Source organism: Helicobacter japonicus, assembly GCF_000762845.2.
In the GTDB taxonomy this organism is placed as follows: Bacteria; Campylobacterota; Campylobacteria; order Campylobacterales; family Helicobacteraceae; genus Helicobacter_C; species Helicobacter_C japonicus.
Genome location: NZ_JRMQ02000006.1, coordinates 25,890 through 47,416 on the forward strand (window position 1 = coordinate 25,890; position 21,527 = coordinate 47,416).

20 protein-coding genes are annotated in these 21,527 nt (G+C 35.5%); 15 read left to right on the top strand and 5 right to left on the bottom strand.

Translation table 11 applies throughout. The features are described from left to right. Nucleotides 1–3: 3 nt before the first annotated feature. Complete coding sequence (locus tag LS65_RS05425) at nucleotides 4–1,371, bottom strand: glycosyltransferase family 9 protein (RefSeq protein WP_236096648.1); 1,368 nt, start codon at nucleotides 1,369–1,371, stop codon at nucleotides 4–6. 206 nt (nucleotides 1,372–1,577) lie between these two features. Between LS65_RS05425 and hisS the strand changes: the two genes are divergently transcribed. From hisS to LS65_RS05490, 13 genes are all read left to right on the top strand, one after another. Beyond that, a complete protein-coding gene (gene hisS / locus LS65_RS05430) occupies nucleotides 1,578–2,921 on the top strand; it encodes a histidine--tRNA ligase (protein ID WP_201274337.1) in 1,344 nt (447 codons plus the stop codon). A gap of 19 nt (nucleotides 2,922–2,940) precedes the next feature. Next, on the top strand, nucleotides 2,941–4,773 hold the full coding sequence (locus LS65_RS05435) for a M3 family oligoendopeptidase (RefSeq protein WP_034361019.1): 1,833 nt from the start codon (nucleotides 2,941–2,943) through the stop codon (nucleotides 4,771–4,773). After that, entirely contained in the window at nucleotides 4,742–5,233 is a 492-nt protein-coding gene (locus LS65_RS05440) for a hypothetical protein (RefSeq protein WP_034361021.1), read from the top strand. The genes LS65_RS05435 and LS65_RS05440 overlap by 32 nt, the downstream gene beginning before the upstream one ends. 98 nt (nucleotides 5,234–5,331) lie before the next feature. Further along, on the top strand, nucleotides 5,332–6,000 hold the full coding sequence (locus LS65_RS05445) for a DUF5644 domain-containing protein (RefSeq protein WP_034361023.1): 669 nt from the start codon (nucleotides 5,332–5,334) through the stop codon (nucleotides 5,998–6,000). Nucleotides 6,001–6,011: 11 nt separating this feature from the next. Further along, the gene (locus LS65_RS05450) at nucleotides 6,012–6,842 is read left to right on the top strand and encodes an HdrB C-terminal domain-containing protein (protein WP_034361024.1); all 831 of its coding nucleotides are present in this window, start codon (nucleotides 6,012–6,014) and stop codon (nucleotides 6,840–6,842) included. After that, a complete protein-coding gene (locus tag LS65_RS05455; RefSeq protein ID WP_034361025.1) occupies nucleotides 6,842–7,150 on the top strand; it encodes a hypothetical protein in 309 nt (102 codons plus the stop codon). Before LS65_RS05450 ends, LS65_RS05455 begins: the two co-directional genes overlap by 1 nt. 63 nt (nucleotides 7,151–7,213) lie before the next feature. Next, nucleotides 7,214–8,131 carry a TerB family tellurite resistance protein gene (locus LS65_RS05460; protein ID WP_034361027.1) on the top strand — a complete coding sequence of 306 codons (918 nt, stop codon included), beginning with the start codon at nucleotides 7,214–7,216 and terminating at the stop codon, nucleotides 8,129–8,131. 57 nt (nucleotides 8,132–8,188) lie between these two features. Then, complete coding sequence (locus LS65_RS05465; protein WP_034361029.1) at nucleotides 8,189–8,683, top strand: hypothetical protein; 495 nt, start codon at nucleotides 8,189–8,191, stop codon at nucleotides 8,681–8,683. Nucleotides 8,684–8,787: 104 nt separating this feature from the next. Then, complete coding sequence (locus tag LS65_RS05470) at nucleotides 8,788–10,218, top strand: PhoH family protein (protein ID WP_034361031.1); 1,431 nt, start codon at nucleotides 8,788–8,790, stop codon at nucleotides 10,216–10,218. Then, nucleotides 10,218–10,943 carry a hypothetical protein gene (locus tag LS65_RS05475; protein WP_236096649.1) on the top strand — a complete coding sequence of 242 codons (726 nt, stop codon included), beginning with the start codon at nucleotides 10,218–10,220 and terminating at the stop codon, nucleotides 10,941–10,943. The genes LS65_RS05470 and LS65_RS05475 overlap by 1 nt, the downstream gene beginning before the upstream one ends. 50 nt (nucleotides 10,944–10,993) lie before the next feature. Beyond that, complete coding sequence (locus LS65_RS05480; protein WP_034361033.1) at nucleotides 10,994–11,722, top strand: NlpC/P60 family protein; 729 nt, start codon at nucleotides 10,994–10,996, stop codon at nucleotides 11,720–11,722. Between the two features lie 57 nt (nucleotides 11,723–11,779). Then, nucleotides 11,780–12,106: a hypothetical protein gene (locus LS65_RS05485; protein WP_034361035.1), complete on the top strand. Its 327-nt coding sequence runs from the start codon at nucleotides 11,780–11,782 to the stop codon at nucleotides 12,104–12,106. After that, a complete protein-coding gene (locus LS65_RS05490; RefSeq protein WP_052061010.1) occupies nucleotides 12,069–12,725 on the top strand; it encodes a hypothetical protein in 657 nt (218 codons plus the stop codon). Before LS65_RS05485 ends, LS65_RS05490 begins: the two co-directional genes overlap by 38 nt. Before the next feature lie 94 nt (nucleotides 12,726–12,819). Here LS65_RS05490 and ppsA read toward each other — a convergent pair whose 3' ends face one another. Then, nucleotides 12,820–15,249: a pyruvate, water dikinase gene (gene ppsA, locus LS65_RS05495; protein WP_034361037.1), complete on the bottom strand. Its 2,430-nt coding sequence runs from the start codon at nucleotides 15,247–15,249 to the stop codon at nucleotides 12,820–12,822. A 213-nt stretch (nucleotides 15,250–15,462) separates the two neighbouring features. Between ppsA and purL the strand changes: the two genes are divergently transcribed. Together purL and LS65_RS05505 are read left to right on the top strand one after the other, a co-directional pair. After that, entirely contained in the window at nucleotides 15,463–17,700 is a 2,238-nt protein-coding gene (gene purL, locus LS65_RS05500) for a phosphoribosylformylglycinamidine synthase subunit PurL (protein WP_034361039.1), read from the top strand. Further along, nucleotides 17,697–18,212, top strand: coding sequence for a hypothetical protein (locus tag LS65_RS05505; protein WP_052061011.1), 516 nt, complete (start codon nucleotides 17,697–17,699; stop codon nucleotides 18,210–18,212). The genes purL and LS65_RS05505 overlap by 4 nt, the downstream gene beginning before the upstream one ends. 55 nt (nucleotides 18,213–18,267) lie before the next feature. Here LS65_RS05505 and LS65_RS05510 read toward each other — a convergent pair whose 3' ends face one another. The 3 genes from LS65_RS05510 to LS65_RS05520 form a co-directional block, all read right to left on the bottom strand. Further along, on the bottom strand, nucleotides 18,268–19,836 hold the full coding sequence (locus tag LS65_RS05510) for an SEL1-like repeat protein (RefSeq protein ID WP_052061012.1): 1,569 nt from the start codon (nucleotides 19,834–19,836) through the stop codon (nucleotides 18,268–18,270). Nucleotides 19,837–19,903: 67 nt separating this feature from the next. Beyond that, complete coding sequence (thiE, locus tag LS65_RS05515) at nucleotides 19,904–20,548, bottom strand: thiamine phosphate synthase (RefSeq protein ID WP_034361040.1); 645 nt, start codon at nucleotides 20,546–20,548, stop codon at nucleotides 19,904–19,906. A gap of 29 nt (nucleotides 20,549–20,577) precedes the next feature. Then, the gene (locus tag LS65_RS05520; RefSeq protein WP_052061013.1) at nucleotides 20,578–21,525 is read right to left on the bottom strand and encodes a hypothetical protein; all 948 of its coding nucleotides are present in this window, start codon (nucleotides 21,523–21,525) and stop codon (nucleotides 20,578–20,580) included. Between the last annotated feature and the right edge of the window lie 2 nt (nucleotides 21,526–21,527).

A 21,527-nucleotide genomic window follows, 5' to 3' on the forward strand; every position in this document is an offset into this window, starting at 1 on the left:
TATTTAGCCTTTTTCATTATTTTTTAGCAGATTTATTGTGTGAGTGATAACTTCTTGTGGTGTGATGAGCTTCATACAATTATGGTGCTTCAAAGGGCATTCACGCTTTTTACAAGGCGCACAAGGCAAAGATTTGTATAATAATATACAAGAATGATAGGGAGAATACATTATAGAATCTTCAATAGATAAATTTGTGTTAGACACTTGAGGAGATTGTGTGTATTTTTCATTTTCATTGATAAGAGGGAGAGAAATAAGCGGAGTTGGAGCATAAGGAGCGGTTTCTTTTATATTTGTAGGTCCAAAAATTGCTATCATAGGCACTTTTAGAGCAGCAGCAATATGCATAGGTCCGCTATCATTAGTGATAAAAATATTCATAGCTCCGATATAATCAATCAGTTGGTTTAGGTTTGTCTTGTCTGTGAGGTTATGAAAAAAGCGCACATTTGAGTGATTGGCAATAGAATCTGCTATTTGCTTGTTGGTTTGTGAGTTATCACTTGAGCCAAAGAGATACACATCATAAGAGAGTGTAAGAAAATGTTTAATAATCTCTATAAAATAAGACTTTTCCCAGCACTTTGCACTACCAAAAGCTGCTCCAGGATTGATACCTATGGCGATATTTTGTGAATCTTGTGTGTTTTGCGTGGCGAGATTCAAAGGATATGAGATAAGGCTAAGTGGCTTTGTAGCGAGAATAGGGAGCAAATCTAGCTTGAAATGCGTTTCGTGTGAAAGCGTAGAATCTGTGGAAGTATTTTGCAATTTTTCTATATCTTTAAGCCATTCTTGTAGTTTTTGTGGGTTTTGAGCTAAAAAACTCATATTATCTTGAGAATCTAGCAGATTTTCACACATATTATAAGCTTGTCTCTGCACAGATTCTAAAAGAGCAATAAGCTCAAGATAGAGATGCACTTGATGCTTAGTGTTTCCTTGTGTATCGTATTTGTATAAAGGTAAAGCGTGGGTTAAGAGAAAACTTCTAGCATTTTTAGCATAACCTATGCGCACAGCACTTTTACTCCAATATAAAAGCAAGGCAGAAAAAAAAGTATTGCTAAAAGTTATGGCTATATCGTGCGCTCCTATTTGGTTAGCAAGTTTTTTTGTGGCATAGATTCTACATTTTGAGGATTTGCTTGTATCAATAATAATGCGCTTCACACGAGAATCTCGCTCATAAATCCCACAACTTGCTTTTGTGCCTACAAGTGTAAAATCTGCATTCTCAAAGCTTTTTTTAAGCCATTCAAATGCGGGAGAAACCATTACGCTATCACCTAACCAATTTGGCAAACGCACAAGTATGCTTTTGATAGAATGAGTTGGGACAAAAAAGGAATCTTGCGCAAAAAGCATTTTGATTATACTCCATATATTTGAGACAATTTTTAGATAATGCAATTCTTAAAATATATTATTGTAGAAACAAAAAGCTAAAATTCTGCTATGAAGTGTGAAAATTTCACCAAAATACCTTTTAATGTAGCTAAAATAAAACATTTTTAAGATAAAATAAATGCTTTTAGGTATTTAAAACTTTTAGAGGAGGAAATATAATGGCGTTGGTTACCCCTCGCACATTAAGCGGTTTTAAGGATAGATTGCCAAAAGAAGCACTTGCAAAAACGCATTTGCTGAATAAAGTAAGTAATGTTTTTATGAATTTTGGTTTTGTGCCTATTGAAACTCCGCATTTGGAATACGCCGATGTGTTAGTGAAGCAAGGAAGTGATGAGATTCAAAAAGAATTATATCGTTTTAAAGACCACGGGGAGCGAGATGTAGCGTTAAGATTTGATTTGACCGTGCCTTTAGCACGTTTTGTTTCGCAATATAAAAATGAGGTGGATTTGCCTTTTAAACGTTTTGCTATAGGAAGTGTGTTTCGTGGAGAAAGAGCGCAAAGAGGGCGATATCGAGAATTTACACAATGTGATTTTGATTTTATTGGGAGCAATAGTATTTCGTGTGATGCAGAGATTCTACAAGTGATTTATGCTTCGCTTGTAGGGCTTGGGATTGATGAATTTACTATTTGGCTTAATCATCGCGGGATTCTTAATGGAATCTGTGAATACTGTGGCATCATAGAAGAAAAGGATATTAACACAGCATTGCGGATTATTGATAAGCTTGATAAGATTCAAATAGAGGGTGTCCGAGCTGAACTCCACAAAGAATTACAACTTGATAGCACTCGTATAGAGCAATTATTAAAATATACTTCAATCAAGCAACAAGGTGATAGTGAAAGCTTTTTTGAAAGTATTGCTTATATGGCAGATTTTAACGAATCTATCAAAAAAGGTTTAGATGACTTAAAAGCTTTACATAAAGTGCTTTCATCATTACAAATGGATAGAGATACTTATCGTATAAATTTTTCAATTGCGCGTGGGTTAGGGTATTACACGGGGATTGTGTATGAAACAACACTTAATGCTTTAAAGAGCATAGGGAGTGTTTGCTCTGGTGGGCGATACGATAATCTTACCCGCACTTTTTCTAAGGATAAAATGAGTGGTGTGGGTGCAAGTATTGGTATAGATAGACTTTTAGCTGCGTTGGAGGAATTAGGGCTTTTGACTAAAAAAGCAACTTCTGCACGCGCACTTATTGTGTGTATGGATAGCACATATTTTGGCTATGCGCATCTACTTGCAGAATCTTTTCGCCAATCAAAAGTGCCGATTGAAGTTTATCCAGAAATAAGCAAACTAAAAAAGCAGTTTGCTTATGCAAATACAAAAGGACACGAGTTTGTTATTGTTATCGGAGAGAGTGAGTTTAGCTCAAAAACACTGACACTTAAAAATATGACTTCAGGAATGCAAATAGAGAGAATAAGCTTTTTAAAAGCACTCACACTTATTCGAGAAGATAGAGAGGAAGAGATAAGAATTTAAATGATATAAGGAGGTCGTTATGAGAAGAGAAGCAAATCAATGGGATTTAAACGCACTTTTTAAAAGTGAGGAACATTTAGAGAGATTCATTGCTGCGAATATACGTAAAGCTAAGCAGTTTGCTAAAATATATGAGCAAAAGCTTGATACGATTAGAACAGATTCTTTTTGTGGAGTGATTAGAGAATACGAATCGATTTTAGAAGGATTTGCGCGTGTGATGACTTATGTATTTTTGCGTTTTGCAAAAGATACAACACAAGGCGATATGTATGCCAAATATGAAATGCGAGTTACACAAGCACAGAATCTTATAGTTTTCTTTGAATTAGAATTTTGTAAGCTTCCTGCTAAAAGGCGAGATGAAATTATTGCGTATGCACCACAATATGCGTATTTTTTACAAAAGCTTGTAGAACAAGATATTTATCAATTGTCTTTGGCAGAAGAAAAGGTGCTTTTAAGCACTTCTCCTGTGGGAGTGAATGCGTTTTCACGACTTTTTGATGAGCATTTAGCAAATTTAAGCTTTAAATCACCTAAATTACTTGCAGATTCAAAAGCACAATCTCACAATAGCAAAAAATCTTATAAAACAAAAAAAACAAAAATTAATGAAGAGGAGATTTTAAGCTTGCTTCATCATCATAAGCGTGAAGTGCGTAAGCAAGCACAACGTATCTTTACAAAAAAGCTCTATAAATCACGACATCTTTTAAGCTATATTCTCAATATGGTGCGTAAAGATTTGTATATTAATATGCAGTTGCGCGGATATAAGCTCCCTGAATCTTTCCGTCATATTTCTAATGCTGCAACACAAAAAAGTGTAGATAAGCTCATTGATGTAACAAGTGCGCATTATGGGCTTGTGGGTGAATATTATGAGATGAAAGCAAAGTTGCTTGGTTTGAAAGAACTTAAGGATTATGATCGTTATGCACCACTTGAGACAAAGGCAAATGAGCTTCCTTATGATGAGGCGATTAAGCTTGTGCTTAAGGCATTTGGACAATTCAGTAAGGAATTTAAGGATATTGCACTAAAAGCATTGAGAAAAGGTTGGGTAGATTCTCATCCTACACCCCATAAAAGAGGTGGTGCATTTAGCCACGGGAGTGTGCCAAGCGCACACCCTTATGTGTTGCTTAACTATACAAATTCTCGCCGAGATGTTTTTACAATTGCGCACGAGTTTGGACATATGATACACCAGGAACTTTCTAAAACACAGGGTTATCTGAATATGGATACACCATTAACTACTGCCGAAACAGCATCTGTTTTTGCTGAAATGCTACTTTTTGATACATTAAAGACAGCATTAAGCAAAGAAGAACTTATTCCTCTTTATGCGGGAAAACTAGAGGATATTTTTTCTACACTTTTTCGCCAGGTTGTGATGACACATTTTGAACGTAGAATCCACGCACAAAATGATGAACTTAAACCAGAACAATTTGATGAAATATGGCGTGAAGAAAATGAGCGAATGTTTGGTAAAAGTCTCAAACTTAGCAAAAACTATGATGGGTGGTGGTGCTATATCCCACATTTTGTGCATTCTCCATTTTATTGCTATGCGTATAGTTATGGACAATTACTTGTTTTGGCACTTTTTGGTTTATACAAATCTCAAAAAACACCTCGTATGAGAGAAAAATTTATTCAAAAATATACAGAATTTCTTACACTTGGTGGGAGTAAAAGCCCCAAGGATTTGATTGCTTCATTTGGGTTTAATCTTGAGAGTGATAAATTTTGGCTCATTGGTATGAATGAAGTGCAAAAAATGCTTGAAGAATTTAAGGAGTTACTTAATGCAAAAGATTCTGTTCTCTCCGATTTTTAAAGGAATGATGCTTTCTCACCTTAAAGATATTCTCCTTTTTTTGCTTAAAGAGGGTATAAGTTTTAATATTTTATGTGATATGAAACAGGCGCATTTTGCACCACAACTTCCTAGTCATATCAGCGATACCTTTAATGATATTACACTTTTTGTTCTTGCAGGTTATACTTTTGAAAGCATTGAATTGGGTGAAAAGGGTATAAGCTTTGAAGCAGGCTTTGGTAATGAAAATATTGGCAGTCTTGTAAGTATTACATATGAAGGGATTGTACAAATATTGTTGCACGATAATGATTTATTGCGCGAGATTCCATTATTTACTAATGTAAGCCACCCCTGCTTTTATAATCTCTCTACGGAAGAATTAGATATTATTACTTCTGTGCAAGAAGAGGGCTTAGAGCATTCAAGGCTTGCTTTTATATCAAATCCAGAAAATAGTAGATTTTTCAAAAAATGATTAACCTTTTTAAGGGAGAGTGTAAATGAAATATGTTAAGATACTAATTCTTAAAAAATATTTTATCTTATCTCATAATCCTATAAGGAGTGCCTATTATGGATAGAGTGAATCTTGAAGTATTTAGATTTGAAGCTGGAGTGGATTATCTCCCCTATTATACAAAATTGTCTTTTTCCTTTATACCAAACCATACCCTTATGGATATACTCACTTTTGTGCAAAATGAAATAAATGATTATGGTTATAATAAAGCATATTTAGCTTTGCGTATAAACAATATAGCTATTTTTGAGAATCTAAGCATTATAGATCTTGTGCAGCGATTTGGCACAGAGTGGCAAATTGAACCATTGAGCATATATTATGCATCTAAAGATTTACTTTTAAATAGGCAAGCATTATGGAAAAAGTATGAGAATTTTTTTGCGTGTGTGGATTTCGTGAGTATAGAGGAAAAAGAGGAATTAGATAAATATCTTATGCTTAATCTTATCACACCAATGAGTAATGAACATTATTTAGGTGATGGTTTTTTCTTGTATCTAAAATGGCTTATTTCTCGCCACCCAGACAAGATTCAAGAGATTATGCAATGGCTTTTAAATCCACAAGGAGGTATTTTGCATTTTGTGAGTATTGCAGATATGGTATATCCACGTGCAGATGCACTTGATGAAGAGATATGGGATTTTATGCGTGATATTGTATTTCCTTTTGATTCCAAACAACGTAAGGCTTTAGCGACACTTAAGACTAGGGCATAAAGGATAAGATAATGAAATATATGATTTATAACAAATATGATAGCAATCAAAATTCCGCAAGTTTGCTTTGTAGCACAAAAGCACTTTTTTCAGCACTTAATCTTGAAGTCGTATCTCCTAGCTCATCTATGGATTTGTTTGATTGTGGGGGGTATTGGGCGCGATTAGTTCAAAAAGATGATTTATTGTGTAATGTTGCTTATAATCTTGCTTTGGCAAATGCAGCTGATGCAACACTTGTTTTTTTAGAAGAAGATACATACGCAAATGCCTTTTATGCAAAAACACTTATAGAATCAAGCACACAAACAATGCGTGAGATTGAATCGCAATACCTTCATAAGTTTAATCTCCTTTATGATAGTAAGGTGCAGATGATTTACTTGCCTGATTTACTTAACACTTTGCATTTGGATAGTTTTATCCATAAAAAATTTACTCAATTTAGCACAACAATCGTCCGTGGAGCGTATCAAAGTTATGTGCCAAAAAGCACGAATCATAGAATCTATGAACAAATTGATCTTAAAGTGCTTGAGAGTTCAATCACATATCAATATTACGCACACCTGCTTCCTGTAAATATGCAAAGTGCATTATACAATAGTGCAAAACTCTTTTTTGACCTTGCAGATTTGGGAGTGGATTTTATCCTTACACATTCACTAAGTCAATTTGACATACTTGATTCTCAGCGCAAGAAATTATGTAATGTGTATAATCGTGATAATATTGCTTTACCTATTCTATTCTTGCCTCAAGTGTTACTTTTGGCATTTGGGGAGGAAGATAAGAATAAGTTAGGTTTTGCCTACCATAAACAAAAAGTAGAGATTTTGTAATGCAACTCTTTTGGAAGTTTCTCTTTGCAGCAATTATTGGTGCAACTTGGTATCACTTTGGTGGGGAAGATGCAGCTATGGCACTTGTTTTCTTTCTCATTATTTTGGGAATGATGTTTATGAAACCTATACGTTATCAAGACCCTAAGAGACGTGAGGAATATATGCAAAGGATTCGTGATAGTAAAGAACGTAAGATTGCACTTGAAAATGAGCGATTAGAGGAACTTAAAAGATTGAAGAAAAATGCGAGAGATCAAGAGGAGCGTTTGAAAAAAGATTTTGAAAAACGTATTAATAAGCGTTGATTAATCAATGTGAAAGTAAATTTTGCTACAATCACATAAATATTAATAAAGGATTTAAACACAATGGAAATCGTGCTTTTACTTATTGCAGGAGTAGTGATATATTTTCTTTATAATACCTTGCAAGAATACCTTAAAAACCCTATACAGCAACAGCAACCATACACAAAACGTGTAGATATTGCACCCATAGATTTCGAGAATCCTTATAAAGAAATGGCACGAGTAGATAAGGTAAAATCAAGTGAATTTGGTGTATTGGCTGCTATTTTAGGTCATCTTGTATGGAGTGATGATAAAGTATGTCCGCTTGAAAAAGAATTGCTTGATGAAATACTTACAGATATGGCAGCAGAATCTAAAAATCCAAAGCTAAGCAAAGAAGAATTAAATAAAATAGTAATGGAGCAAAAAAATAATGATACTATGCTCCTCATTGATGATTTATGTGAGGATTATGTAGCACTTACAAAGGGTGAGTATAAAAAGCGGCTTAAAGTAGTGGAGTTTTTATTTGCTCTTGCTTATGCTGATGGTGTTTTGAGCGATGATGAAAGAGATTGTATTGTTGATATTGCAGCATTTTTTGAGCTTGCAAATGAAGATTTTAATGCACTCTATGAATCTTTCGAGCAAACTTATGCACAAGAGAGGACTATGAGCGAGAAAGAGGCTAGGGCAATATTTGATTTACAAGATTCAAAAGATTTAAACAAGCAGGATTTAGAGCAAAAATATCACGAGTTAATCAAAAATGCCAAGCAAAATATCTTTGATAATAAGAATATTAATAAAACTTTCCGTGATACTTCTCTTTTGCGTATTAAGGAGATTGATGAAGCATATACGCTTCTTATGCCTTTAGCACAAGATAATCAAGATACACAGAAGATACAAAAAGACTCAGCAAAAGATACACAAGATTCACAAAAAGATGAAAAGAGCGCACAGGATAAGTCGCGCTCTGGCTGGGACTTTTAGGAATGGTATTTGCTTAAAACAGGCTATTAAAAAGCATTAAAGTGTGGAGGTATAGCAATGGATATTACAAAAGTCAATCATAGCGGTGTGCAAGGAATGCTTGCAAATATTTATAATGTTCAGAATCAACCACAAAACATCAATGAAGGCAAAGAGAGTGAGCAGAAGTTAAATGGTGTAGATTCTGTTAATAATGAAGACCAAAGTATCCGCTCATTACAATCTTTTGATATTGCTCGGCGCATTGAAGATAGATTTTCTCCCTCACAAGAGCTTCAAAAAGCGCGGGAAATTGGTGGTGATCTTGAAGGTGGTTTTAGGGATAAAAATTCGTTTGAAAAACTTTCTAATACACTAAGAAAAGAAGGTTTGATTGATAGTAATGAAAAGGTTGCTATGGATTATTTAAAAAACAATTCTTCAAAGGTGAGCTTTGATGAATTTGATAGAATTGCAGCAAATGATAATCATAGTAAAGAAATGAAAGGTTTGATAGATTCTGTTGTGAATAAAATGAAATTTGTTGATAGTGTCAATGGTGGTATTTTTTAATTTACTTTGAATTTTTATTGAAAAACCCTCGTTATTACAAGCCCTTTGCGTTATTTTATTTATCTTTTGATACAATCAAGATTATTTTAACTGAAGGGATTTGATTGAATACCAAATGCTATTTACTTGATACCTCTATTATTCTTGATGATACGCAAAATATTATATTTTTATGGCAAAATGCTCAAAATGAACTTTTTATATCTGATGTTGTGATTGAGGAATTAGATAAAAAGAAAGATTTACAAAATGAAACAGGTTTTTTTGCACGTGAGTTTTTTCGGTGTATTAATAGTGATGGTGGGAATATTAATGGGCATTTGCAACTACCACTAAAAGAATCTTTTGAAAGTATAGCAAAGAGCAATAATGATTTCACACAAACCATTCTGTTTAAATATGAAACTTTTACCATTCCACTCACGCTTATCTATCGCCCAAAATATAAACTTTTACCACAAGAGCATAGTTATAATGATTCTAAACTCATTGAAATAGCACGGGATTATGATTTAATACTTTTGAGCAATGATATTTCGCTTAAAGTGCGTGCTCAAGCACAAGGTATCCCCGCACAATCGCTTTTTCGTGATAGGGTTGAAAATCCAAGTGATATTGATTTTTGGGCATTTTTTGAACTCCATAAAGACATACCCTTAGTTGATTTAAAAGATGATAATATATTTCAGAATCTTACACAATGGAGTCTCGTGCAGGTTGAAGAGCTAGATAATACAGATAGTGCGCTTTACAAGACAGGAAAAAAGACTTTTGGTTTAAAAGTAGGTAAAGAATTTGAAGAGCTTCATTTAGATGAGATTCTCAAAATAAATCAACCTTATATTATGCCTATCAACTTAGAGCAAAAAATGCTTTATGCACTTCTTACTCACCCACAAAATAATCTCACTATTGCCACAGGCTCAACAGGGAGTGGCAAGACATTGATTGCGCTTCAGGCTGGAATCACTCTTGTAAAAAATGGTAGAGTTGATGGCATTATATATATGCGTAATACAATTACTGCGAATGACAAAGAAGCTGAATTGGGTTATCGTAAGGGAGATGAGAATCAAAAGCTAGGATATTTTATGTATCCACTTTATAGCGCAATTAATTTTACTATTGATAAACTTCAAGAGCAGTCTCTTGCAAAACGCATTGAGTATCGTGGCGAAGTCAATGGCATACAAAAACAAGATGCAACAGAATATTTCCTGCAGAAACATAAAATTGAAATAGTAGATATCGCACACGCTAGAGGAATAAGTATTGGCAATAAGTTTGTTATTTTTGATGAAGTGCAAAATGCTTCAAATGCAACTATTAAGCTTATCGGCACACGTATAGGTGAGGGGAGCAAAATTGTATTTTTAGGAGATTGGGCGCAGATTGACCACCCTTATTTAAGTAAATTCCGTAATGGCGCATTAAGTCTTTTAAGTAAAGCATTAAATGATGATTTTATTGCTGGGATTCAATTAAGACAGACAATTAGAAGTGATGTAGCAAGTTGGTTTGGGGAGAATTTCTAGTGAAAAGAGAGAATGCTAAAGTATGGGTAATATTTTTTAGAATCTTTTTTGTTATGCTCCTTAGTTTTATGGAGGTTTATGCAGCGCGTCCTATGGTAACTGATGATGCACGTGTGGTAGATAAACACTCGTGTCAGCTTGAGACTTGGGGATTATATAGCAAAGAAGTTACCGAATTTTGGGCTGTGCCAGGTTGTAATATGTTTTGGAATCTTGAAATTAGTTTAGGCGGTATGATGAGTAATGCCCCTATTGATGGTAAAGAGGAGAAATTTGGCACACAACAAATTGTAATGGGTGCGAAAAAGATTTTTAATGATTTAGAAACTGAAGGATATAGCTATGGTATAGTGTTAGGAAATGCGTATAATCTTTTATACTCCACATATCGTAATGATTATTATCTGTATCTACCTGTGAGTTTGTCTTTTTTTGACAATACCTTACTTTTTCACTCAAATTTTGGATACAAATTAAAACGCAATGAAAATGAACCGCATATTTATCATATTGGTTTAGGATTAGAGCGGCAAATCACACAGCGTTTTTGGATTCTAGGAGAATGGTTGTATGAACGCACAGAGCCGATAAAATTTCAAGTAGGTTTGAGAATCTGGCTTTTACAAGATAAGATTCAGCTTGATGGCACTTATGGAAATGCTTTTAATGGAGGACAAAGTTGGGTGTCTTTAGGACTACGATTTTTAGCTCCTCCAATGTTTTAATGTTAAAAATTGATATTGAAATATTTTATACAAAATAAGGATTTAAAAAAGTGAAGAAAAATATTTTTTATTGTATATACTCATTATGTTTAAGTATGGTGATTTTTTACACAGGTTGTTCGTCTTTTGGTTTGCAAAAATCTCCTGTGTATAATGTGCAGGTAGGAAGTTTTGCTAATGTCGAAAATGCTGGACGATTAGTTGATGCTTTAAATCAAAAGGGGCTTGATGCATTTTTATTTAAAGAACATAATATGTATAAGGTGCGTTTTGGAAACTATAAGAGTTTTGAATCTGCAAAAATGCAAGCACAAGCATATAAAAAACAAGGGCTTATAGATGAGTTTTTCATTCTTTCTCCCCAAAAATATGCCTCTAACAAAGATTCTAAACCTAAAAAATCAAGCGGTATGAGAGATGATATAGTAGAGAGCGCACATCAATATCTTGGTGTGCCATATAAATGGGGTGGCACTTCGGAATCTGGTTTCGACTGCAGTGGGCTTACACGCGCTGTTTATCGCCTCAATGGGATTTTACTCCCTCGCTCATCATATGAACAATATAATGAAGGAGATTCTATATCACAGAGTAAATTACAAAAGGGTGATTTAGTATTTTTTATTACTAATAAAGGCAAAAGGATTAATCACGTGGGAATTTATATTGGCGATAATGAATTTATTCACGCTCCAAGCAGAGGTAAAGTTGTAAGCAAAGCGCGTTTAGATTCTAAATATTGGAGCAAGGCTTATAAGGGTGCAAGAAGTTACTTATAAGGTTTTTATAAAATTAATATGATATTCTTATATATTTAAAAGAAAGGAGATTTAAAAATGAAATTTTTTCGTTATTTTGAATATATGCTAAAAGTGCCTTTTAGGATTCATAAAATTTATGATGAAATAAGAAATGTTAAGCGGCAATTTATGTCAGCTCACAATGCACTTATTTCGGCTCAAATGGCAGCATATATTGATAATCCCAATGCAATGCTAGAACTATCAAAGGCTTTCATTGCTCCACAGATGATATACAATACAGATAATGCGCTTAAGTTTTTATCACTTGTGCGTCCTTTTCGCTCACCATCATTTAAATTTGTCCGTATAGGTGGAAATACTGATGGGGGCTATTGTTTATTATGCCCCCCCCCCCATTAAAAGCAATTCTTCTCCAAAAGTTGTTTCATTAGGTGTATCTGAATATTCTCCTTTTGATTTAGAAATGGCAGATATGGGGTATGAAGTTCTTGAGTATGACGCAAGCATAAAGTCTTCTCCTTATCCCAAACACCCAAATATTAAATTTTTCAAAAAATTTGTTGGTGCGGTAGAATCTCACGACACAATCACTCTAGCACAGATTATTAAGGATAATCATTTTGACACAAATGCGCACAATATTTTGCAGTGTGATATTGAAGATGCGGAATGGGAATTACTTGAACATATTGATATAAGTATTGTTGCAAAATATTTCCCGCAGATTCTATTTGAGTTTCATAATTGCTATCCCGATGATGAAGCCCTCACACAAAGGCGACTCATCATATTAGAAAAGATAAATGAATATTTTGTGCCTATCCATACGCATTTTAATCATAATGGAGGACTTTTATTTGCTAAGAATCTGCTTTTTTCTTCTCTTTTGGAGGTATCATATTTACGCAAGGATTTAATACCAAATGATGCAACACCACTCAAAGGTAGCGCAACACTTCCAGGCTTAGATTATCCCAATATCCCAAATTATCCGGATATTCCTGTGATATTTGTTTAGATTCTATTTGTATCGTGTGTGCGTAAAAAATAATTGAGGATTTGTTTAGCTATTTTCTGTGCTAGATTCACGCAAAACCTAGCACAAAATCCCATTACTTTTTTAACGCTTTTTCTACTTCTACAACCTTTTGCCAAGTAGCAATTACAGAATCTGGATTGAGTGAAATAGAGCTAATACCTTCTTTTACAAGAAATTCTGTTACTTCAGGGTAATCACTTGGAGCTTGTCCGCAAATACCGCAGTATTTTTTATGCTTTTTGCACGCTTCGATTGCCTTTTTAAACATTACAAACATTGCTGGATTGCGCTCATCAAAGATATGGCTTACAAGTTGCCCATCTCTATCTACACCGAGTGTGAGCTGTGTAAGGTCATTTGAACCAATTGAAAACCCATCAAACATACTTAAAAAATCATCAGCCAAAATGACATTTACAGGTAATTCACACATAACATAAATTTCTAAGCCATTTTTACCAGATTCCAAACCATTGCGACGCATAATTTCAAGCACTTTTTTGCCCTCTTCAGGTGTGCGTAAAAATGGAATCATCACCTTCATATTGGTTAGCCCCATTTCATTGCGCACCATAGCCAACGCTTGGCATTCCCATTCAAAAGCTGTTCGGTATTGATCGGAATAATATCTACTAGCCCCACGATAGCCAAGCATAGGATTTTCTTCGTGTGGCTCGTATCCTGAACCACCAAGCATTCCTTTGTATTCATTTGATTTAAAGTCGCTCGTGCGCACAATAACAGGATTAGGATAAAACGCAGAGCAAATCATACCGATACCTTCAGCAATCTTTTTTGTAAAGAAATCTTTTGGATTCTCATATCCAGACATAATTTTTTCAATCTCTGATTTTTCTTTCAATCCTTTAGCATTGCCATTTTGAATATCAAGGAGTGCGAGAGGGTGTGCTTTAATTTGGTTAAGCATAATAAGCTCCATACGCGCTAATCCCACACCGTGATTTGGAATCTGTGAAAAACCAAAAGCTTTTTCAGGATTCCCTACATTCATATAGATTTTTGTCTTTGGGTTGCCTAAATTATCGAGTTCAATACTCTCAACTTCATATTCGTGTATGCCATCATAAATATAGCCCTCTTCACCCTCTGCACAAGAAATTGTTATTTCCATACCGCTATATAGCCTATCTGTTGCTCCAATCGCACCAACAATCGCAGGCACACCAATCTCTCTAGCTACAATAGCTGCGTGGCAAGTGCGCCCACCACGATTAGTAATAACAGCTGCTGCTTTTTTCATTGCTGGTTCCCAATCTGGGTCAGTATTGTCTGTTACGAGAATCTCACCTTCTTTAAAGCTATCCATATGTTCTATATCATTAATAATTCGCACTTTTCCTGTGCCAATTTTGCTTCCAATTGCTTTACCTACAAGAATAACTTCTTTCTTGACATCAGGATTAACGAATTTAAATTTTTCTAGTTTTTGTCCATCACTTTTTTTATTTTTTTGACTTTGCACTGTTTCTGGACGAGCTTGAACAATAAAAATCTCGCCACTATCACCATCTTTTGCCCATTCCATATCCATTGGGCGATACTCTCCCGCTTCTTTTGTATAGTGTTCTTCAATTTTTATAGCATAACGCGCAAGTGTGAGGATATCTGAATCTGTAATAGAAAAAGTTTTTATCTCTCTTTGAGTTGTTTTGATATTTTTTGTAGGATGTTCGCTTCCACGCGGCGCATAAACCATTTTTTGGTGTTTATGTCCTAATTGTCGCTTAATGATAGGGCGTTTGCCTTCTTTAAGTGTAGGTTTAAAAACATAAAATTCATCAGGATTAACCGTGCCACCTACGACATTTTCACCAAGCCCCCAAGATGAAGTGATAAATACCGCATCTTTGAATCCTGTTTCTGTATCAATACTAAACATTACTCCCGCACTTCCTTTATCTGCTCGCACCATCTTTTGCACTCCCACAGAAAGTGCGACTTTAAAGTGGTCAAATCCCCTAGAAGCACGATAACTTACTGCTCTATCAGTAAAAAGTGAAGCAAGACAAGATTTGACATAGTGGATAAGCTCTGTTTTGCCTTTCACATTGAGATATGTATCTTGTTGTCCTGCAAAACTTGCATCAGGCAAATCTTCAGCAGTTGCAGAACTTCGCACTGCTACATCAGCGTCTTTCATTCCATATTCTTCACTTAGTCTTTTATATGCTTCAAAAATCTCTTCACGCAAATCAGCAGGAAAAGGTGTGCCAAAAATAAGCTCACGAATTTTTTTAGAACGCGTTTTAAGCACATCGATTTCAGTTACATCAACACCATCAAGCAAATCAATAATTTTTTGTCGTATGCCACCAGAATCTAATAAATACCAATATGCTTCACTTGTAATGGCAAAACCATTTGGGACTTTAATACCTTCACTTACGAGTTCTTGAAACATTTCTCCAATACTTGCATTTTTACCGCCAACAATGGGGACATCTTTATTATTGAGTTCCTTGAAAAACTTAATGTATTTCATCTTGTGCTTTCTCCTTCTCTATGAATACTTTAAAAAGCGCAAAGATTGTAGTCAATAAAAGTTTATCCCAAACTTAAAAACGTAATTTTTAGTTGATTTTTACCGTATACTTTCTGTAAAGCAAAAAAAAGCTAACTTATGATAGAATCCACAACTTCCTAAACTTACTTTGCTAAAAGTAAAATTTTGAAAAAGACATAAGAGGTAGGAATAGTGGTAAATATTACACATCTTTTAAATGAAATTAACGATATTGACGAAACGCTCAAGACGCATAAACTTTCAAAGCAGGATTATGAAGCAATCATTAAGATTCTTAAACGCAAACCTAATCTGATAGAGCTAGGGATTTTTTCAGCAATGTGGAGTGAGCATTGCAGCTACAAATCAAGTAAAAAATATTTAAATAATTTCCCTACAAAAGCTCCTTGGGTAGTGCAAGGACCGGGTGAAAATGCAGGTGTAATTGATATTGGAGAGAATCTTTGTGCAGTATTTAAAATAGAATCTCATAATCACCCAAGCTTTATTGAACCTCACGCAGGGGCTGCCACAGGGGTAGGGGGCATTATGCGTGATATTTTCACAATGGGGGCTCGTCCAGTAGCTTTGCTTAATTCTATACGATTTGGCGATGTCAATGATAAAGGCGCATTAGGACGCAAACATCGTTACTTATTGCGTGGTGTAGTGGAGGGTATAAGTAGTTATGGTAATTGTATGGGTGTGCCGACTATCGGTGGTGAAATGAGTTTTGAATCTTGCTATAATGGCAATATTTTGGTTAATGCCTTTTGTTTAGGAATAGCAAAAAAAGATGAGATTTTTTATGGAAGAGCTGAAGGCGTAGGTAATCCTGTCATTTATGTGGGGAGCAAAACCGGAAGAGATGGCTTAGGTGGAGCTGTGATGAGTTCGGATAGTTTTAATTCCACTTCAAAAGCAGTGCGTTCTGCTGTGCAAATAGGCGATCCATTTGCTGAAAAACTTTTACTTGAAGCGTGTTTGGAGCTTTTTAAGCAAGATTTGATTGTGGGGATTCAAGATATGGGCGCAGCAGGACTTACAAGTTCAAGTTTTGAAATGGCTGGACGCAGTGGTAGTGGTATGATTATCTATCTTGATAAAGTGCCTATGCGTGAAGAGGGAATGAATCCTTATGAGCTAATGCTTAGTGAATCACAAGAGAGAATGCTCATTTGTGCTAAAAAAGGCAAAGAACAAGCGGTGCTTGATATTTTTGCTAAATGGGAAGTAGATGCAGCAATTATTGGTGAAGTTACAAAAAGTGGCGTTATGGAGCTTTTTTGGTATGAGCAAAAATGTGCGGAGATTCCTATTAAGGAGTTAAGTGAGAATGCACCAATACTTGATATGCCTGTGCGTGAGATTCAAGCACAAAAGGATAAAGCGACTACACTAAAGACAGACTTAAGCACACAGGAGATTTTTTGCACCTTACTAGAAAGTGTAGAGATTGCAAATAAAAAATGGGTGTATCAACAATATGATAGTAGTGTACAAAGCAATACTATTACTCCCGCAGGAAGTGGTGATGCGAGTATAGTTCGCATTAAACAAAGCAATATTGCTTTAAGTATGAGTGTGGATTGCAATATGCGTTATTGCCACCTTGACCCAAAAAATGGAGCAAAGATTGCAGTAGCAACTTCAGGGAGAAATTCCATAGTGTATGGAGCGAAACCACTTGCCATTAGCGATTGTCTCAATTTTGGCTCACCACATAATCCAGAAGTGATATGGAGCTTTCAGCAAGTGTGTGAAGGGATTAAAGAATCGTGTAAGATTCTAAATACACCTGTGGTAAGTGGTAATGTCTCATTGCATAATCAAAGTGATGGTGTAGATATTTATCCCACGCCATCTATAGTGAGTGTGGGGCTTATGAATGATGCGAGTAAAATTGTGCCTTCAAGCTTCCAAATACAAGGAAATACTATTATTTTACTTGGCGAAGTTAAGGCAGAATTTGGAGGCTCTTTGGCACAAAAACTACTAGAAGGACGCATCTATGGAGAGATTCCAAGTATTGATTTGCTCCAAGAGCTTAGTTTATGGAATCTTATGCTTGAAGCTATTGAGGCGCGTTTGCTTATCTCGGCTAAAGATATAGGTGAGGGGGGATTAGCCATTACACTTGCTCAAATGACATTAGGCAATGGCGAGCATCAGCCCATAGGTTGCAATGTCCATACGCATTTACCCTCACAGCTACTTTTTGCACCCTCTCAAAGCTGCATTATTGTAGAGGTAGCAGGAGAGAATCTCAATGCCTTAAAGCAAATGGCAAAAAAGTATAAGGTTGCTTTTACGGAGATTGGTTGCGTTGGCGGGGATATTTTTTGCGTTGATGAGATTAATATTAGCCTTGAGGAAATGCAAAAGCTTTATTTTGAGAGCTTTGAAAAGATGATAGAGCAAGATTTGTGAGGATTTTAAACTTTTTTATTGCTTTTGTATGGGCTAGTGTAGCTTTAGCGGGGGGGAATGCTGTAAAAAATGAAGAGCCAAATCCCTTTAGATTCCCAAAAAATGGTGAATATTATTTAGAGCGCAATACAGAAGTTTTGGAATCTTATTTAGAGCAAGTCAAAAAGCAAACTTTAGAGAAAAACTATCCACTTTATTCAACAAAGCCTGTGCGTCCTATTGTGGAGTATAGTGCATATCGCACGCTTTCACAGCAAGATAGAGAATCTTTGCGTGGTGGGCTTGTGCTTGTGGGGGCATTTATTAGTGAATTTATTAAATATAGCCATTTTGGCGGTGTAGGTATTGGTGCAAAGCTTAAACCAAATGATGAAGAAAGTTTTTATCTTAATTTTGATGGGCGATATTTGAGTGATATAGACTTTTTTGGCATAGGGCGCAAGATTTATGCTTACTGCGTATTACCGCGATTTGATAAGTGTATTATGCTAGGCATTGGCGAGGAATGGTAGATTCTAAATCCTTGCAATTTAGCCTCTCCCTCTTATAAAAAACAAAATATAACCTTTAGTCTTTATAATTATCGCAACCCTTTTGATTTCCCATATCACAGGCTTTGCCAAAAAATTCTCTTGCTTTAGCCTTATCTTGCCTCACACCTTTTCCATAAGTATAAAAAACTCCTAAATTATTACAAGCCCCCGCTGCGCCCATATTACAAGCCTTTGTGTATAATTCTCTTGCTTTTATATAATCTTGCCTTACGCCTTTACCCTCGCTATATATTAGGGCTAAATTAAAACAAGCATCGATACTTCCTATATCACAACTTTTAGTATATAACTCCCTCGCCTTAAAATAGTCTTGCTTAACTCCTTTGCCCTCCATATAGAGCATTCCTAGATTATAACAACCAACACTATTATTCATATTACAAGCTTGTGCATAGAGTTCTGCCGCTTTTGTATAGTCTTTCATTGCTCCCCTGCCATAGTCATACAAAACACCTAGATTCACACAGCCAATGCTATTACCCTTATTACAAGATTTACTAAAGATTGCTTTTGCCTTTGCATAGTCGTGCTTAATATTTTCACCCCAAGCATAGAGTAAGCCTAAGTTATTATAATCTAAGCTTTTATCAATAGCATAAGCCTTGCTTAAAAACTCATAAGCAGCTCTATCATCTCGATTCATACCATAGCCACGATAATACATATCACCTAATTCATAACAACCCTTTGCTGTGCCCAAATCACAGCTTTGGGTGAAAAAATCTCTAGCCTTTATGAAGTCTTGTTTGACATTTTTACCTTGATATAAGTATATTAAACCTAAATTAGCACAACTTGCTCCACTCCCTAGCTCACAGCCTTTTTCATAAAGTGTTCGTGCTTTTATAGAATCTTGCTTTACACCCCTACCTTTATCATATAAAATACCTAGATTTGTGCAAGCTCCAGCTACACCCACTATACTCTCACATGCCTTAGTATAAAATTCTCTTGCTTTTATATAATCTTGCTTTACACCATATCCATAATAATACATATCGCCTAGAGCAGTGCAGCCCATAGGCATAAATTTTAAGTCTGCAACACTAATACCACCACCTTGCCTTGCAGTTATCTTGTGATTACAAACTTGAGTAAAAATCTCTTTAGCCTTTATAGAATCCTGTTTGACATCCTCACCTTTTAGATATAAAAGCCCTAAATTATGGCAACTTTCAATTTCACCCATATCACAAGCTTTTGTGATATACTCCATCGCCTTAAGAGAATCTTGTTTTACTCCTTTGCCCTCATAATATAATTGACCTAAGGATAGACAGCCTAAAGCACCCTCATTACCTAATTCGCAAACTTTCTCAAATAATTCTTTTGCTTTTAGATAATTTTGCTTTAAACCCTTGCCCTCATAATACAGAGTGCCTAAAATAAAGCAACCTCTACTATCTAAATCACAACCTTTAATAAAATATGGTGCTGCTTGAGTGAAGTTTGCTTCATCATAAAATTCAAAGCCTTTTGTCATACAATCCTCTGCATTAGCACAATCCACTTTAGAATCTATGCTCAAATGAGCGCAACCACAAAACCATAAAACACAGATAAACAAGAGCAAACAACGCATAATTTCCCCAACTTTTATAATATTTATAAAATTAAGCTTTGGAAATTCTACCGATATTTGTCTTATCTTATTCTAAAGGTTGAATCAAGGCAAGGGCATTGTGATAGATATTTTGACACTTAATCTCTAAGGGCGAATCTTGTATTTTATATTGCCATAAGGCACTTATTACAGCGCACATATTAGCATTTTTTAGCAAATGTATATTTTGAGTGCTAATACCTCCAATAGCACAAATAGGAATGTTTAAACTCGCTTTAGCAGATTCTAGAATCTCTAAAGGTGCAAGTGGGGCATTTGGCTTCGTAAGAGAGGAAAAAAACGCCCCAAAAGCGACATAATCCACACCCAAAGATTCTAAATCTTTTGCCCTCTGCAAATCCGCATAACTTGAAGCACCTAGAATCCCTTTAAATCTTTCTCTTGCTTGAGCGATTGCCCCATCATCTTTACCTAAATGCAAAGCGGGAGCATTAAGTCTAAGTGCTAAATCTAGGCGGTCATTCATCACAAAAAGTGCATTATATTTCTCGCACAATGCCATAATTTCCTTTGCCTTAGGATAAAGCCAAGAATCACTATGGCTTTTATCACGCAACTGAAAGATTGTCACTCCTGCTTTGAGAACAGATTCCAAACATTGAGGCAAAATTTCATAAGGAGTGAGAATCTCATCTGAAATGGCATAAATTCCTTGCAATATGTGTTTCATCTCTCTTCCTATTTTTCAAGCTTATGTATTTATTCTCTTAAAAATCCATATTCATAGACTTTGGGTTCTATTCTTTTTGCCAAGTCTTTAAGTGCGGCATTGAGAGTGCCTAGTAAGTCTTTATAATAAGAATCTTGCGCCTTTTGGGGTGGATTCATCTTGCCCTTGTCGCTAAAGCCTTGAAAATATGCTTTAATGTCATAAAGAGAGGCGTTGGGATTATAGGGATTTGCAGAATCCTTAAATTCTTGAGAATGATAATATTTCCAAAGCTCCAATCCTGCCTTGAAAACTTCCTGTGCCTCTGCGCTAAATTCTAGCGGTTTTGTAGGGATAAAGCAAGTTTGCCCTAAGTCCTCCTTGCTAAAAAGCGTATTGTTGAATTTTGCGGTTTTGGAGTCTTTGGCTTGAGATTCTTCGGGCTTATCGCCCTCAGAATGACAAGGGATAGAATCTTGCTTAATTTTGCCTTTGATAAATTCACTCATAAAATGGCTTTCAAAGGCTTCCTTCGCCCCTACTTGCGATTCGCTAAAGGGAATAAAGTGATTGATACCCTCTTTGCTTGTAATGCGATTTTGTCCGTGAAAGAGCGTGAAAGTCAAACAATCGTTTTGAAATGTGGAATCTTTTTGCCATTCCTCATTGGGATACAAGAATTGGTCGCGGTCGTTTAGCCAAGTGGCGGGGATACAATGACGGACAGCGAAGTAGAGGGCAGTAAGAATAAGATTATTAGAAGCTATGTTTTGGAATATCAAATGGGCATTTCTGGCATTATTAAGTATTGCAATATGGTCGCTTTGCTGAAAGTCTGGCGCATCAGCCATTAGAATCCCTAGAATATCCCCTTGTGTTTGCTTAAAATTTCTAAGCCATTGATTGATTTTGGCTTGATTTTTATCATAATTGTAGAATCCCTTTTTCCCTACAAACTCTCCATTTCTTTCAAACACATCAAGTTCTATGGTTTTCATTT

Excerpts from the sequence above, each read along its gene's own strand:
- LS65_RS05440 (WP_034361021.1), top strand. The coding sequence starts at position 4,742 with ATGCAAAAGATTCTGTTCTCTCCGATTTTTAAAGGAATGATGCTTTCT.
- LS65_RS05450 (WP_034361024.1), top strand. The coding sequence starts at position 6,012 with ATGAAATATATGATTTATAACAAATATGATAGCAATCAAAATTCCGCA.
- ppsA (WP_034361037.1), bottom strand. The coding sequence starts at position 15,249 with ATGAAATACATTAAGTTTTTCAAGGAACTCAATAATAAAGATGTCCCC.
- LS65_RS05490 (WP_052061010.1), top strand. The coding sequence starts at position 12,069 with ATGGGGGCTATTGTTTATTATGCCCCCCCCCCCATTAAAAGCAATTCT.
- LS65_RS05465 (WP_034361029.1), top strand. The coding sequence starts at position 8,189 with ATGGATATTACAAAAGTCAATCATAGCGGTGTGCAAGGAATGCTTGCA.
- LS65_RS05435 (WP_034361019.1), top strand. The coding sequence starts at position 2,941 with ATGAGAAGAGAAGCAAATCAATGGGATTTAAACGCACTTTTTAAAAGT.
- LS65_RS05510 (WP_052061012.1), bottom strand. The coding sequence starts at position 19,836 with ATGCGTTGTTTGCTCTTGTTTATCTGTGTTTTATGGTTTTGTGGTTGC.
- LS65_RS05485 (WP_034361035.1), top strand. The coding sequence starts at position 11,780 with ATGAAATTTTTTCGTTATTTTGAATATATGCTAAAAGTGCCTTTTAGG.
- LS65_RS05520 (WP_052061013.1), bottom strand. The coding sequence starts at position 21,525 with ATGAAAACCATAGAACTTGATGTGTTTGAAAGAAATGGAGAGTTTGTA.
- LS65_RS05445 (WP_034361023.1), top strand. The coding sequence starts at position 5,332 with ATGGATAGAGTGAATCTTGAAGTATTTAGATTTGAAGCTGGAGTGGAT.
- LS65_RS05425 (WP_236096648.1), bottom strand. The coding sequence starts at position 1,371 with ATGCTTTTTGCGCAAGATTCCTTTTTTGTCCCAACTCATTCTATCAAA.
- LS65_RS05455 (WP_034361025.1), top strand. The coding sequence starts at position 6,842 with ATGCAACTCTTTTGGAAGTTTCTCTTTGCAGCAATTATTGGTGCAACT.
- LS65_RS05460 (WP_034361027.1), top strand. The coding sequence starts at position 7,214 with ATGGAAATCGTGCTTTTACTTATTGCAGGAGTAGTGATATATTTTCTT.
- thiE (WP_034361040.1), bottom strand. The coding sequence starts at position 20,548 with ATGAAACACATATTGCAAGGAATTTATGCCATTTCAGATGAGATTCTC.